This window comes from Microbulbifer regidiadema (SeqCode) (assembly GCF_052467605.1).
Genome location: NZ_CP174316.1, coordinates 2749811 through 2765305 on the forward strand (window position 1 = coordinate 2749811; position 15495 = coordinate 2765305).

Here is a 15495-nt window from a genome sequence, read left to right on the forward strand (position 1 = left end):
CTATTTCGCCCTGGAGAGACTATTTTTGGTGAAGTCTCGCTCGGTAAAACCATTGCCAAATACCCAGTCACTGTACAACAGCTCAGTGGATTTTCCAGTCTGGTGATTGACCATTTCCATTTTATTGGCCCGCCAATATTGATCGCCGTACTGGTTGTAACCGGAAATCGTGAGAGTCTTCATCAAATCCCCTTTTCGATCATAGTAATCGGTCCTCCATGCGCGGTACTCCTCTGTATCGAGCCAAAGGTGCTGGATGGAATAACCGGATTTAGGGTCGACGGGGTCCAACTCCAGAACAAAGTGGTCGCGGCCATCGAAAGACTCATTGCGCAAATATTTGTAGGTGTATTTCTCCACCTCCTGTGAGGCAATATCCTCATAGGAGAATTCACTCCCCATAAACGGGCCGGACTTATTGCTGGAGGAAATACGCTTTACCCGCTTTAGTGCGGGCAAATAGAGCCACTGGTCATCGGAGCCCACTTTGTGGGTAAAGGACAAAAATGCCGTGCCCTTTACATCGCGGGGATTATCAAAAACCACCAGGGATTTATCTCCATCAGCTTCCTGCTCCAGAGTTTTAGTGCGCATAGCCCGCACACTTTCCTCACCATATTTATTGCGCAGGGTCATAGTAAGACTGTTGCTGATATCGCCAAATCCCAAGTCGCGACGATCCGCCTCTTTGGCAATTTTCAGGCCTTTTTCTGCGGCCAAGTCCAGTTCACCGGCGGAGACAGAGAAAGCTGCCAGAGCCAGAGCACCTGCTAGTGTCCGTGTCAGAAACTGTTTTTTAGAGCGGCTGGGTTGCATAGTTTTTCTCCTTATTTTCAATAGAGGTAATAGCGGGGTCGTAAGCCTTGGCATCAAGTTTTATCAACAGAATCGGAAGAAGTAGGAAATCCGCTAGCAAGGCCATCAAAATACAAATTGCGGTCAGAAGCGCCATGGAGGAGTTCATACCAAAGGAGGATTGAGCCAAGACCATAAATCCGGCAATCAGGATTACCGAGGTCACCACAATCGCTACTCCCACGGAGGAGAAGGCGTAACGCAGTCCATCCTCCACGTTGTAGCCAGCACGGCGCTGACGCAGGTACTTACTGAGGAAGTGCACGGTATCATCCACCACAATACCCAGTGCCATACCAGTCACCATAGTGACAGCCACATTGACTTCAGCCACCAGAGCGCCCCAGAGGCCAAATGCCAGACCGGCCGGTAACAGGTTGGGAATCAGGCTTAAGAAACCGAGCTTAACGCTGCGCAGGGCAATACCAATCAGTGCAGAAATTAATACCAGTGCAACCAGGGTACCCACCAACATGCCTTCCATATTGCGCTCGGCAATATTGGCAAACATAATCGCCGGACCTACACCATAGGCAGCTACACCAATGTTTTTCTCCAGCCAATTACTGCCGGCATCCGCTACCGCTTTGAGTTCTTTCGACTTGAGATTATCGAGAGTTACAATAATCTGTGTCGACGACTTAGCCACATTGAGCTGGTTATTTAAATCCAAACCGTAGGGAAGAGACAGTTCGTACAGCAACAAATACTGAGCTGCCAGCTCCTGATCTTCAGGCAACCTGTAATAAGCGGGATCGTCAGCATGCAGGTTTTTGTTCAAGCGCTTAAAAGTATCGCCGATGGTATTAACATGGCGCACCCCCGGCTGGCCCTGCATCCACTCAGTGAAACGCTCCAGCTTGGCGAGAAACTCCGGATTGCTGACACCATTGTTATCACCGGATTCCAGCGAGTAAATCAGCTGGTAAATACCAGAGAGGTTGTCATTGATGTAATCGGAGTCTGTGCGAAATTCCACAGACTCATCAAAATACCCCACAAAGTCATCGTTGATTTCATTGTTTGGAATCATTGCCAACAATGCCAGAGAGACAAGGACACCCGCCAGTAATATCGGGCGCTGACGACGAATCACAAAATCTCCCAGCGCATCCATGGAGCGTCCAATTTTGGATTCACTGGCACGGCTCTTGGCAGGCAGTATCGCCATCAATGCCGGCAGCAAGGTAACCGATAGGAAGAAGGCCACCATCACACCGGTAGCGGTAATATTACCCAGGTCGTGGAAGGGCGGCGCATCGGAAAAATTCATCGACAGGAAGCCTATGGCGGTGGTGATCGACGTCAGGAACACCGGCCCTATATTGAGCTGTAAGCTCTCTTTAATGGCATCGTGCTTACTGAGGCCACGGCGCATTGCCGCGAACAAACTCACCAATATATGAATCGAGTCCGCTACCGCAAGCGTCATAATAATAGTGGGGGCAGACGCAGATGGAGGGGTCAGTTTTACCCCCATAAAACCGGCCAGCCCCATACCTGCGGCCATGGAGAATACGATAACCAACAACGCGGCAAAAGTCGCACTGAAGCTGCGCACCAGCAAAAATACAACCGCGATAATTACCAGATACATGAGCGGAACTAAAGTGCTCATATCTGACTGAGAGGCCTCAAAAAATGCATTACTCAGTAAAATTATACCGGTCGCATATATCTCTACATCGTATTTCGCCTCAATTTCTTCCATCAAAGCCTGTGCAGCCTCAGCGGCTTCAGGGGTTTCATGCATGGATTTTTGTGGGAGCTGGAAGGTGATATTAATCCCTGTAACAGAGCCATCGCTATTGACCAGCCGCTCCTTCAAGGTGGGATCTGCCAGTGCGACAGCTCTTATAGAGGCTAAGGTTTCCGCATCGAGATCGCCGGCATTTTCCACCAGGTCTTGCACCAGGAGGTCATCCTCCTCGGCAATGGTATGCTGGAAGTTGGTGATAGAGTCCACCCGCAGCGCATAGGGCAACAGCCAGGATTTCTCCGTCATTTCCTCTACGGCTGCCAGGGCATTATTGGAAAAGGCATTGCCATCTTTCGGTACCACCGCAAACAAAATATTGTCATTCTTGGTGTAAGTGCGCTGGATTTGTTCATAGGCCTGTAACTGCGGATTAGCCTCGCTAAAGAATGCCCGGTAATCGTTGTTAAAACCCAGAAACCTTGCTCCGCTCACAGCAAAGAAGGCCAGCAGTAGTGCGCCAATGGCCACCAGCCATCGATATCGAATAAGCCAGTCCGCATAGCGGCTGACCCAATTCGATGGTAATTGGGGGGATGACATAAAATCAGCTCCTTCAAACAACTTGATAGAAAAATAATTAATCAACAGCCAAAGTAAATTGACACTTTCTAAAGGGCACAGAATCCCGTCGCAGCCGATATAGAATCAGCTACAAAATTCGATAAAAAATGGGCGTACTAATCCCGCCAGCCAAAACCTGAAAGACGGTAGCGATATAAATTAAAACTTAAAATACAGACGCGATAAAACGACTTCTTTATATTTAAAAGTAGCTCATCATTAGGCAAATCTTCCCTCTCCCCAACAAAGGGGCAATCGCTAAAGTTCAGAAGGTATCTAATTTACGACAAGGTAAATTTAAGCATAAATACTATAATTCTATCCATTTTCCTAAGACATGCCGGTATATCAGCAACCTACCTATTATTATCACTATTAACTAACGGGCAGAGCTTCTGAATAATTCCAACCATCATTTCAATCACTCCTTAGTCTTCAAAATGATAGACAGGCACCCAACGCCACTACCCTCTGCATGGCAGAGAGGCTTCAACACTCCACTGTGGCGACTGGGACAAAGCACAACGGCTTACCCTATACCTGACCAGTCAGTACTGCTTTGTTAATCCTATGATCACAGCCCTTTCCGCAATCTATGCAGAACATCTTGAACCGAACGGTTCATGATGTCAACCATGGAGTCTCAAAATATAAATAAAGGCAATCAAGCTTCAGGGGGTCTGCCGCGCAAAACTTGGGTTAGAATCCGGCGACGATAATGAAAATGAAGGAATTGTGCTGTGAAAAAACTGCTCCTGCCCATCGCAATCGGCGCTTCGCTGCTGGCTACTCAGGTCTCTGCCAGTGACTCCAAACCCCAGCAATTGCTGCAAGACACCGAATCCAAGGTGATCGAGTGGCGCCGACACCTGCATCAAAATCCCGAACTGGGCAATCGCGAATTTGAGACCGCCAAGTACATTGAAAAGCACCTGCGTGCACTGGGCCTTGAGGTAGAAACCGGTATCGCCCACACCGGCTTGGTGGGCTTTTTGAAAGGCGGCAAGCCCGGACCAACTGTCGCCCTGCGCGCGGACATGGACGCTCTGCCAGTCACTGAGAGAACCGATGTGCCCTTCGCCTCCAAAGCGCGCACCACTTACCAAAGCAAAGACGTGGGCGTTATGCATGCCTGTGGCCACGATACCCATGTGGCAATGCTGATGGGCACCGCCGAGGTCCTGGCCGGCCTTCGCGATGAGTTGGCTGGTAACGTCCTATTTATATTCCAGCCCGCTGAGGAGGGCGCACCGGACAATGAAGAAGGTGGTGCGGAGTTGATGCTCAAAGAGGGCATCTTCGAGAAGTACAAGCCGGATGTGGCTTTTGGCCAGCACGTGACCTCCTCACTGCCCACTGGGGTGATCGGCTACCGCTCGGGCCCACTTATGGCCGCTGCCGATGAGTTCCGTATTACCATCAACGGCCGCCAAACTCACGGCTCGCGCCCCTGGGGTGGTGTTGACCCAATTGTCGCCGCCGCACAAGTCGTAATGGGCACCCAGGCCATTGTCAGCCGCCAAATCGATATCACCAAAGAGCCCGCAGTGGTGTCCTTCGGACGCATTGACGGCGGTGTTCGCAACAATATCATTCCGGACAGCGTTTATCTGAACGGCACTATTCGCAATTTTGATATGGACAATCGCGCAGAAATTTTCAAACACTTGAAAACCACTGCGGAATTAATTGCTGAGAGCTCCGGTGCCAGTGCGGATGTGGAAATCCTCGAGGGCTACCCGGTAACGGTCAACAATGCTGAGCTGACAGAAAAGGCCCTGCCTATCTTGAAAGCTGCTGCCGGCAATGAGAACGTTGTAGAGGTGCCTAAAATCACTGGAGCAGAAGACTTCTCCTACTATGCCAATGAAGTCCCCGGTTTCTTCTATTTTCTGGGGGTAACCCCAAGAGACCAGGATGCCAGCACAGCCCCCAGCAACCACTCACCGCTTTTCTATGTGGATGAGAATGCTTTGCGTAAGGGCACTGAAGCGCTGACTCTGTTAACTTTGGATTATATGGCAAACCATAAAAAACAGTAATTGTAAAAAGAGCCCCTCTTGGGGCTCACTTTCACAATTATCTATTCCTCAACCTCTAAGGTTATAGTTTTTTCGGTTGTTGCTCCATCATCATCCGTAATACTGAATTTGAAGGATAAAGTGGCGGGCTCTGCTGGTGTCATAAAATAAGCAGTCAGTTTATCCGCATCAATCAATTCAACTGACGGGCCAGATACCTGCTCCCATTTCTGGCTCACAATAGTTCCATCCTGGTCTCTTGAAGCCCCACCGCTCAAGGTCGAAATTGTATTAGTCTTAACACCGCCAACAGCCCCATATGCAACAACCATAAACGGTGGAATATTCCCCTCTACGATCACCGTAAATATACTCGTTACTATTTGGCCATTGTTATCTTCAACCTCCAGCTCAAACTCCAGAGTAAACTCACCTCCCGGGTTTTGTGGTGCTATAAAACTCGCACTACCATCAGCGTGAGTTATCAATTCAATATCCCTATCGGAGAGGGAACGCCAGCGATAGTCAACAATATGCGCACCAGGGACGTCCCAAGAAATGCCAGGAACTAGTAAGACATTTTCACCGGGCTCAACTTCTTGAGTAGTACTTATTACTTTGGGGGGAATTAACGCAACCTCTATACTGACAGTAGTATGACTTGTCGCCCCTCTATTATCAGTGACACTGAACTTAAATGACAATTCAGCAGGCTCTGCTGGCGTTTTAAAATTGGCAATTAAATTATTAGCGCCAATCAACTCAACGGGGGGACCCGACACTTGCTCCCATTGTTGACTTACAATAGAACCATCTGAATCGCCTGACAAGGAACCGTTCAAAGTAATATTTGTATTAGGCAAAGCCAGCGGTTGAAAATTTATCCCAATAAACGGAGGCATATTCTGCTTCACAATGACAGTAAACACACCTGTCGCTGTCAGGCCATCGTTATCCTCAACCTCAAGCTCAAATTCCAGAGTGATTTCTGTACCCCAAGGGATTTGGGGTGCGATAAAACTCGCGCTACCATCGGTGTGGGTTGTCAATTCGACATCCGTACCGGGGAGTGAGCGCCAGCGATAATCTACAATATGGCCATCAGCATCCCAAAGCCACCCTTTAAGCAGTATCTCGTCACCAGGGTCCACTATCCTGAGATTACTCAAAATCATTGGGGGCTTTAACGTTTCAATGAAAAAATACCTTCCCAGTTTGGACTTTGTACCACCGTTGTCTTCAATCTCAATGGTAAATCCTACTGATGAGTTATAATTTCCTGACTCTGCAACAGTTCTGGGAACAATAAAGGAAACAGTCCCATCATCAAGTTTTTTCAACTCAACACGAGGACCACCTGGCACCTGCTGCCATTGATAGCTCACAACGGTTCCATCAGGGTCGTAGGATCGATTTGCAGATAATATAACCTCTTGGCCGATAGCAAGTTCTGATGCTGCTGGGAAATCCATTAGTACAACAGGAGGCAAATTTTTCCCAACGCTGACGGTCACTTTACTGCTATTTTTTAGCCCCTTATCATCCTCAACCTCCAGCTCAAAAACCATCTCTTGTACCACTCCAGTAATTTCGGAGGGCGCAGTAAAGCTAGCAAAGCCATCACTAGAGTCATTTAAGATGACGGAAGTACCAGAAATCTGTGTCCAGCGGTAAGCCACTATACTGCCATCGGGATCAGACGATAGAGTACCATCGAGTAATACCGCCGTATTACCCTCAGCCGTTTGATTTTCGCCAGCAACTGCTGTGGGTGGCTGATTGATATGCCCAGAACCTCCTTTTAATACAACCAATCCCTGCGATGGATTTGCGATAACAATATCTAAAGCACCATCCCCATTAATATCGCCACTCGCCATACTCTGAGGACCGCTATACATCCCACCTGGAATGGCTATCTGTTCACTCAGAGCCAAGACACCATTACCTTGCTGCTGATAAATACTTAAGAACTCGCCACTGACCGGCAGGACAACCAAATCAGCAGAGCCATCATTATCAATATCTTTGCTTAAAAGCTCTCCAGGAATGCCGCTATAGTTATGGATTTCAGCCTGCTGTAATAAGCCATCCTCTCCCTGATAATATACCGCGATTCCCGGGTTAAACTGCCCCTCACCAACCAGTGATACGGAAATATCATTGCGCCCATCACTATTAAGGTCACCAATGGCAATCCCCTGTATTTGAAGGTCATCACCAATATCAGTATTTCCACCTAAATCAATACTGATAAGTCCACGCAGCGCCAAGGACTCATCCGGCGATAACACAACCAAGCTATTTTGGGGAAACCCATTAACGATTAGTGCAATGTCCGTTAAACCATCCCCATCAACATCACCCAGCACCACCTGCCCGGGGCTTTCCATAACTAGATCGCTAACAGTACTCACAAAGTTAGCTGGCTCTCCGGCTTTACGTGCTATTGCAGCAGCATACTCTGTCCAACTGATCCCGAGGATTTCCCTACCACCATCACCACCAAAATCGGCAATAGCCACTCGTTCAGAATAGAAATTTTCTAAAGATTCTGTATATACTAAACCATCAGTAGGGTCTTGCAGGTATATCTCAATTACGCCGTTATCAAGCCCAACAATCACATCTGCTAAACTATCATCATTGAGGTCACCCACCGCAATAGATTTCGGCTCACCTCCAGTAAGTGGGTAATCAACAGACCCTTTCAGGCCACCAAATTCGTCCTGTAGAAATACCTTTAATTTAAAATCATCCTCAAGCGCAAAGCTACTCGACGTAGCTAGCACAATGTCATCAAGTCCATCATTGTTCAAATCGGCAACAGCGATAACTTCTGCTTTCGACTCGGTGGAATAAATCTCTGCGGGCTGAAATTGAACCTCCCCGCTTGCTGTGCCTGCAAGTAGAAAAGTCGCTGTGGAAAGAGCAAAATATTTTGCGAGTAATTTAAGCTTCACAACATCTCCCTGTGTAAATCCGCCTTAAAAACCTCCACCAATTTAGCACACAATGTGAAAACAAAGTGCAATTAACCAATAAAAATTTTTCACCCCAGGTCCTTGCCAAACAATTAAAAACTGTATATAAATACAGTATATTTTGAGTGGGAAAAACCCCCGTATGATTCACGAGCGTACCAATAGAGCACTATTTTTACTCATCAACTTAAAGAATATGAAAGTAAGCCTCAGTAGAGCTCCACTCTGAGCAAGCCCCACCTGTATTGTGGCAAGATTATTTATGCTTGGATCAGGATTCAGTGGCTGGAGCTGAATATTTCTAAGCCATTGCTGTTGGTTTTGCTCGCCTTGCAGCCGAGCATAAGCTAAGGAGCCCTGAACAATTCCTAGAGTTGCATTCCTGCACTTGCAAGGGCCTGCGGCCAGTTGCGCCGAACATCTATAGCCCTAAAGCACTGCGGAGTTATTCAGAGGCTACTTAACCCGCTCGCACTGATCTCAACTTGAGAATGGGAAAATACGCGGGAATAACAAGAAAATTATTGACCCGCAAATATATTGAGGTTTCTTTATGCACCAATGAAACAGGTGTACTGTCAATAAAAAAAGCGGCCTGAGCCGCTTCTTTATGATCAGTTCTGAGAAAGACTAAGCGCTCTCCGAACGCCCTCTACTGGGGCGGCGTCTCGGCGCTCTTTGCGGTTTCTGTCCATCATTACCGGCGGACTCAGCGCTGCGCCCGCGACTATTGCCACCGGTACGTTTCCCAGCATTGCCTTTACCTGCGGGTGCATTGCTATTGCGACCAGCACTTCCACGTCCTTCTGACTTGCCGCGCCCACTGCCGCGATTACCTCGACGCTCATCGCTATTGCCTCGCACCTCGCGCCTTCCCTCCTGAGTGCGGGAATCCCCCCCCGAGCGCTTATTGGCTCCAGACTTTGGCTGGCTGCCGCGCTTGGGATTACCGGATGCGGGTAGCTGGTGATCCGGTTCAAAGGCTTCGATTTCCTCGCGCGGTATCGGCTTGCCAATCAATCGCTCAATATCGCGAAGCTGCTTAATCTCATCGGCGCTAACAAGAGATACCGCCTGGCCCTGAGCCCCCGCACGCCCTGTCCGACCAATACGGTGGACATAGTCTTCAGGTACGTTGGGCAGATCAAAATTCACTACCTGGGGCAACTGATCAATATCGATACCTCGGGCGGCGATATCGGTCGCAACGAGGATCTGTACCTTGCCCGCTTTAAAGTCCGCCAGGGCCCGGGTTCTGGCATTTTGACTCTTGTTGCCGTGAATAGCCGCTGCCAGAATGCCATCCCCTTCGAGCTGCTTCACCAGCCTGTTGGCCCCGTGCTTGGTACGGCTAAATACCAGAGCTTGATGCCAGTTATTTCCCCTGATTAAGTGACTCAACAGTTTTGTTTTTCGAGCCTTATCCACAGGGTGCAATTTTTGGCGCACGGTCTTGGTGGTGGAGTTACGTGGACTAACATCGATCTCCAGCGGATCTTTTACCAAGCCTTTAGCCAGCTGGCGAATATCCGGGGAGAAAGTTGCAGAGAACAGAAGGTTCTGGCGCTTAGCCGGCAAGATCTTCAGCACGCGCTTGATATCGTGGATAAAACCCATATCCAGCATACGGTCTGCTTCATCCAGCACCAAAGCCTCCAGGCGATCGAAACGGATTGCCCCTTGATTGTGCAGGTCCAAAAGGCGCCCGGGAGTAGCCACCAAAATATCGGCTCCACCGCGCAGGCGGGAGATTTGCGGGTTTATTTTCACCCCACCAAATACAACGGCGTGGCGCATGGGCAGGTACTGGCTGTAGCCCTGTACATTATCAAATACCTGAGCGGCCAGCTCGCGAGTTGGTGTTAGCACCAATGCGCGCACCTGCCCTTTCCTGGCGCGCTCCCCCTGGCTAAGACGGTGCAGCAGAGGCAAAGTGAAGCCCGCAGTCTTACCGGTGCCAGTCTGGGCCGCCGCCATAATATCGCTGCCCTTCATAACCGCCGGGATAGCCTGTGCCTGGATTGGCGTAGGCGCGGTGTATCCCTGCTCTGCAACGGCACGGGCAATCTCCTGGGCAAGGCCCAGATCTTCAAACAACATAAACAAACCTCGAACTGCGCCGCAGGCGCAGGCAAACACACTCACTCCCCAACGGGAGTGAAGAGAGAAATCGGAGTCGACATCGGGAGCCTGTGTAGCTCCCAGCGTGTACAGCCGTCTAATCGCCGCTACTCTTTAGCGGCGCGCGGCATTCAGTAGAAATTTCCAGGAAGAATTTTTGACAAGTTCCGGAGGGGTTACCGGCGGATCACCGGTCTACAAATGACGCAGCTGAGAAAAATCAGCGGCGCTACTATACCACACAAAGGCTGACTGTGTAGTTTCACCGATCAATCTCCCCTGCATTTATGAGCTGCTAGCGCTCGATTGCGGGAGTAACACCCCCTGATCTACTGCATAGTTTTACCTTCCCTTTGCAAACGTCTATCTTTGAGGTACCCCAGTCACTGGTAAGCAAAAGTATTTTAAACAGGCAGGAAAGGAAACCTTATGTCACCCAACAACAGTGTGGATGCAGAACACCAAGTTGAGCTGATCACCCTTAACAATGGACGTAAAGTCTCAATTCGCCCCATCTGTGGCAGTGATGGCCAGCTTGAGAAAGAATTAATTGAACAATTATCTCCCGAGACGCGCCGCGATCGCTTTATTGGCGGAAACTGTAAAGCCAGTCAAAAACTATTGGAGCTGCTTACAGACAACGACCATCATATTCACGAAGCCTTTATCGCGCTGTACAACGACGATAAAGCCCAGCGGGCCATCGCTATCGCCCACTATGCACTAGATGACGATGGACGCGCTTGTGAATGCGCCATTGTAGTGAGCGACGATTGGCAGGGGTTGGGACTGGGGCGCTTAATGTTACAGCGTTTGATTAACTGCGCGCAGGATCAGGGGCTTGAGAGAATCTATTCGATTGAGTCGGCACAGAATAAACGAGTCGACAGCTTTGCAAAAGCGATGGGCTTTACCTGTAAGGCCGATGTTAAGGACTATACCCTGCTCACTTACACACTTGAGCTAGAAAAAAATCTTAAAGCCAGTGATTTTACCCACAAAGAGGAGAGTCCCCGAATAAACTTGGAATAAATTTTAAACACCAAACCTTTACCCCATAGGCAGAATTTATTTCAGCGTATGAAACAGGCACCTTTTAGGGCCTGTTTCTTTAAACCTCAAGACTTTAACTTGCCGATTAATTCCCTTTTACTGACAACTACTCAATGGGTAAGGCCACCCGTTCAAATAAGCCCCGTTCAGCAGAGAATGAAAGCGCCACAGAGGTTACTTTCCCCATAACTCTAGACTCATCTACCATTCCCCAATATCTTGAATCCAAGCTATTATTGCGATGATCACCCATCACAAAGTATTTACCTTCAGGAACAGCAAAACTTTTCTCAAAATAGGGCACACTTCTATCTTTACTCAATTTGAATCGGTACTCAGCGCCGTCAATAAATTCTTGGCCCAAAATCCCTGCATCTGTTGAATCGGTAAGCTGCCGCACAACCAAATCGCCATTGATATAAATATTCTCACCCTCGATATGCAGATTGTCTCCGGGCAATCCGATCACCCGTTTAACATAGAGTTGATCTGTATGAGGCGGTATAAAAGTAATAATATCGCCGCGATCTGGACTCCCCCATAACGCAACCCGCTTATTTAATAGGGGAACTGTCGGACCATAACTCATTTTATCGATCCAGAGAAAATCACCGGGGTAGATTGTGGGCTCCATTGACTCGCTAGGCACAAAAGACCAATCCGCATATACCGTCCTGAAGCAGCACATTAAAAGTACAAATACCAAAAATCCTCGGCTGTTCCTTATGATTTTTCTAATATCAAATCTGCTCATTTATTATGCTCCACTCCATGAAATCGCCATTGATACGGTGGCCAGCCACTAACGCTCTTGCCTTCACTTATCAAGTACGCAACTTGGGCAGCAACATGCCCCTTAAGTTCAAAATTACAATTAATTCTTCCTATAGTTAAGTATCCTCTGGGCCTATCGCCGAAGCCTTTTTCACCAAAGCGAAAGAAATGTACCATCTATTTATTATCCTAAAACTTAACAGCCCCTAAAATAAGCTCACAAACTGATCAGTAAATATATTTATCTTGATTAGTCCATCTATCTGCGGGCTATAAATCGGGCGATGTATAAAAGCAGCGTGATATTCCTCTTTAATAATGAATCTATGCCTAAACTGTTGATAAAAATTTCCGCCCTCTCGGCGCATAAATCAATATGAATAAGAATATCCCCTCCAAACTGCCACTGTTGATTGATGGAGAGTGGGTTCAATCCAGCTGCTCTGAATGGCTGGACGTCACCGACCCGGCAACCGGCGAGGTCCTTACCCAGGCACCACTAACGACTCAAGAAGAATTAGGCCAGGCGATAAGCTCCGCCAGGGAAACCTTCAACCCGTGGCGAGATACGCCGGTGACCGCGCGCGCGCGCATCATGCTGAAGTACCAGGCGCTGCTAAAAGAAAACCAAATATTGCTGGCCGAGATCCTCAGTAAGGAGACCGGCAAGACATTTGAGGATGCCAAAGGGGATATCTGGCGCGGTATCGAGGTGGTTGAGCATGCGGCCAATATCGCCTCGCTTATGATGGGTGAGACCGTGGAGAATGTCGCCAATACCATCGATTGTTACTCCTATCTACAATCCATTGGCGTTTGTCTAGGAATCACCCCGTTTAATTTTCCCGCAATGATTCCACTGTGGATGTTCCCCATGGCAATTGCCTGTGGAAATACCTTTATCCTGAAACCCTCTGAACAGGACCCCGTCACGCCGTGCAAGTTAGCAGAGCTGTTTATTGAGGCCGGGGCTCCAGCTGGCGTTTTACAGGTTGTACACGGTGGGCGAGAACAGGTGGATTTTTTGCTCAAACAGGCAGATATCCAGGCGATATCCTTCGTTGGATCGGTCCCTGTGGGCCGGCATATTTACCAGACCGGCACCCAAAATTTAAAGCGTGTCCAAGCATTTGCCGGCGCCAAAAATCATATGGTGGTGATGCCCGATGCCAATAAGGCGGCGGCGATCAATAATATTGTCGGCTCATCCATCGGGGCTGCGGGACAGCGCTGTATGGCTATTTCCGTTGCCGTACTGGTTGGAGAGACACAGCAATGGGTGGATGATATTAAAAATACCATGTCCACCATCAAGCCCGGTCACTGGAAAGATGCTCAAGCAGGCTTCGGCCCGCTAATTTCAGCGGCTGCTCGTGAAAGGGTATTGGGCTATATCGCCCGGGGCAAAAAAGAGGGGGCCCGCTGCGTTTTAGATGGCTCGGCGATTAGCGTTGAGGGATTTCCCCATGGCCACTGGGTGGGGCCCACCTTATTTGCCGATGTTACCCCGGATATGTCGATCTACACCGATGAGATTTTTGGCCCGGTGCTGTGCCTGGTGAATGTCGACTCCCTGGAAGAAGCTATCCACCTTATCAATAACTGCCCCTATGGTAATGGCACCTCAATATTCACTGCCAGTGGCGCTGCCGCACGCAAGTTCCAGCACGAAATACTCGTCGGGCAAGTCGGCATTAATGTCCCGATTCCAGTACCGCTGCCTTTTTTCAGTTTTACCGGCTGGCGAGCCTCTTTCTATGGCGATCAGCACGCTTATGGCAAACAAGCGGTGCGCTTTTATACCGAAACCAAAACCGTGACTGCCCGCTGGTTTGATAGCGATATTGAGCATGCAGAGCACACCAATCTAACCATACAGCTCAAATAATTTTAATCGGGAGAGCAGCATGGCTAAAACAGTCGCATTTTTGGGGTTGGGCCATATGGGTGCCCCCATGGCCAGCAACCTGGTTACCGCAGGCTTTACCGTTAAAGGCTTTGACCCGGTGACCGAATTACTGGACGCCGCTGTAGAGAGTGGCGTTGAAAAGTGTTTATCCCCCCGGGAATCTGTCGATTGTGCAGACTTTGTGGTGAGTATGCTGCCCAATAGCGCAGCGGTAGAGTGCCTGTATATTGATACCGACAAGCTACTTGAGAGTATTGCCCGTGACAGCCTGGTTATTGACTGCTCCACGATTGCGGCGAACAGTGCCAAACGCCTGATTCACGAGGCCCAGATCAAAGGTATTCACGCGATTGAAGCTCCGGTATCCGGGGGCGTGGCGGGGGCCAGCAAAGGAACCCTAAGTTTTATGTGTGGGGGCGACGCCGGTGATGTCGACAGGGCCCGGGAAGTTCTCGAGCCAATGGGTAGCAATATTTTTTATGCCGGCGCCGCAGGTGCCGGTCAAACCGCCAAAATTTGTAACAATATGCTGCTGGCTATCCAGATGATCGGCACCGCTGAAGCCCTGCAAATGGGCGTAGATAACGGACTCGACCCCAATGTACTCTCCGAGATTATGGTAAAAAGCTCCGGAGCCAATTGGTCCCTGCAAAATTATAACCCCTACCCCGGAGTCATGCCCGAAGCCCCTGCGAGTAAAAACTACAGCGGTGGCTTTATGGTAAAACTGATGTGTAAGGATCTGGGCCTAGCCCAGGAAGCCGCCACTCACAGCAAGAGCTATACGCCCCTGGGCTCAATGGCGCGCAACCTGTATGGGATTCTCAGCTTGAGAGGAGGCAGCGATTTGGATTTCTCCTCTATCCAGAAGTTATTTCAAACGGTGGACTAAGGAGCGCCCACTTCTGTACAGCGCTAGCGAGTTACGGCTGTAATACCTTGCCGAGAATGCGAATCTCACGAACCTGATCCCAGTCTTTGGCAAAGTAGAACTTTTGTTTGCGCCCCGCCTTACTGGGAACCGTGATTTCCATGGGGTTTCCTTTGCCATTAAACAGGTTGCTGGCATAGCCATCGTGATCAATAACAATCACCGACTCGGAACTATTCAGATCGATTAATCTTACCGGGAAATCATTTTCGTTTTTGAAACCCACTTCCACATAACAGCCATGCTCCTCGGCGGCAGTCACGGCGATAACATCGGCTTGTAAATACTTATCGAGATCCTCCTGCGTATTGATCAAAATAGCGCCGTCGGTACTTTGGCCTGATTTGCGTCCGTCAACGACTCCCTCACTGGCTCCATCCACCAAGTTTTTACCAAAGCTGACGATGCTAGACATCACTGATTTTGCCGCTTCCGCCACCCCGCTTTCCTGCTCTTGCGTATTTTGCTGTGCAAAAGCGGAAGAGCATAAAATCAGACCGGTCACTAAAATCGCTCTTCGCACTGAT

Annotated in this window: 10 protein-coding genes; 4 read left to right on the forward strand and 6 right to left on the reverse strand. The window is 49.0% G+C overall.

Going from position 1 to position 15495, the window contains the following annotated elements:
• Both ACJJIF_RS12615 and ACJJIF_RS12620 read right to left on the reverse strand, forming a co-directional pair.
• On the reverse strand, positions 1 to 816 hold the full coding sequence (locus ACJJIF_RS12615; RefSeq protein WP_444928705.1) for an outer membrane lipoprotein-sorting protein: 816 nt from the start codon (positions 814 to 816) through the stop codon (positions 1 to 3).
• The gene (locus ACJJIF_RS12620) at positions 797 to 3154 is read right to left on the reverse strand and encodes an efflux RND transporter permease subunit (RefSeq protein WP_444928706.1); all 2358 of its coding nucleotides are present in this window, start codon (positions 3152 to 3154) and stop codon (positions 797 to 799) included. The genes ACJJIF_RS12615 and ACJJIF_RS12620 overlap by 20 nt, the downstream gene beginning before the upstream one ends.
• A 761-nt stretch (positions 3155 to 3915) precedes the next feature.
• Between ACJJIF_RS12620 and ACJJIF_RS12625 the strand changes: the two genes are divergently transcribed.
• On the forward strand, positions 3916 to 5217 hold the full coding sequence (locus ACJJIF_RS12625; RefSeq protein ID WP_444928707.1) for a M20 family metallopeptidase: 1302 nt from the start codon (positions 3916 to 3918) through the stop codon (positions 5215 to 5217).
• Between the two features lie 41 nt (positions 5218 to 5258).
• Here ACJJIF_RS12625 and ACJJIF_RS12630 read toward each other — a convergent pair whose 3' ends face one another.
• Both ACJJIF_RS12630 and ACJJIF_RS12635 read right to left on the reverse strand, forming a co-directional pair.
• Positions 5259 to 8159 carry an FG-GAP repeat domain-containing protein gene (locus ACJJIF_RS12630; RefSeq protein ID WP_444928708.1) on the reverse strand — a complete coding sequence of 967 codons (2901 nt, stop codon included), beginning with the start codon at positions 8157 to 8159 and terminating at the stop codon, positions 5259 to 5261.
• A 651-nt stretch (positions 8160 to 8810) separates the two neighbouring features.
• Entirely contained in the window at positions 8811 to 10280 is a 1470-nt protein-coding gene (locus ACJJIF_RS12635; protein ID WP_444928709.1) for a DEAD/DEAH box helicase, read from the reverse strand.
• Positions 10281 to 10730: 450 nt separating this feature from the next.
• Between ACJJIF_RS12635 and ACJJIF_RS12640 the strand changes: the two genes are divergently transcribed.
• On the forward strand, positions 10731 to 11333 hold the full coding sequence (locus ACJJIF_RS12640; RefSeq protein WP_444928710.1) for a GNAT family N-acetyltransferase: 603 nt from the start codon (positions 10731 to 10733) through the stop codon (positions 11331 to 11333).
• A 127-nt stretch (positions 11334 to 11460) separates the two neighbouring features.
• Here the strand turns inward: ACJJIF_RS12640 and lepB are convergent, their stop codons facing one another.
• Entirely contained in the window at positions 11461 to 12108 is a 648-nt protein-coding gene (lepB, locus tag ACJJIF_RS12645) for a signal peptidase I (RefSeq protein WP_444928711.1), read from the reverse strand.
• A gap of 396 nt (positions 12109 to 12504) precedes the next feature.
• Here lepB and ACJJIF_RS12650 point away from each other — a divergent pair, with 396 nt between their 5' ends.
• The gene (locus tag ACJJIF_RS12650; RefSeq protein ID WP_444928712.1) at positions 12505 to 14016 is read left to right on the forward strand and encodes a CoA-acylating methylmalonate-semialdehyde dehydrogenase; all 1512 of its coding nucleotides are present in this window, start codon (positions 12505 to 12507) and stop codon (positions 14014 to 14016) included.
• A gap of 19 nt (positions 14017 to 14035) precedes the next feature.
• Positions 14036 to 14929, forward strand: coding sequence for a 3-hydroxyisobutyrate dehydrogenase (mmsB, locus tag ACJJIF_RS12655; RefSeq protein WP_444928713.1), 894 nt, complete (start codon positions 14036 to 14038; stop codon positions 14927 to 14929).
• A 31-nt stretch (positions 14930 to 14960) separates the two neighbouring features.
• On the opposite strand, the gene ACJJIF_RS12660 is transcribed toward mmsB, so the two are convergent.
• Entirely contained in the window at positions 14961 to 15491 is a 531-nt protein-coding gene (locus tag ACJJIF_RS12660; RefSeq protein WP_444928714.1) for a hypothetical protein, read from the reverse strand.
• Positions 15492 to 15495 lie beyond the last annotated feature (4 nt).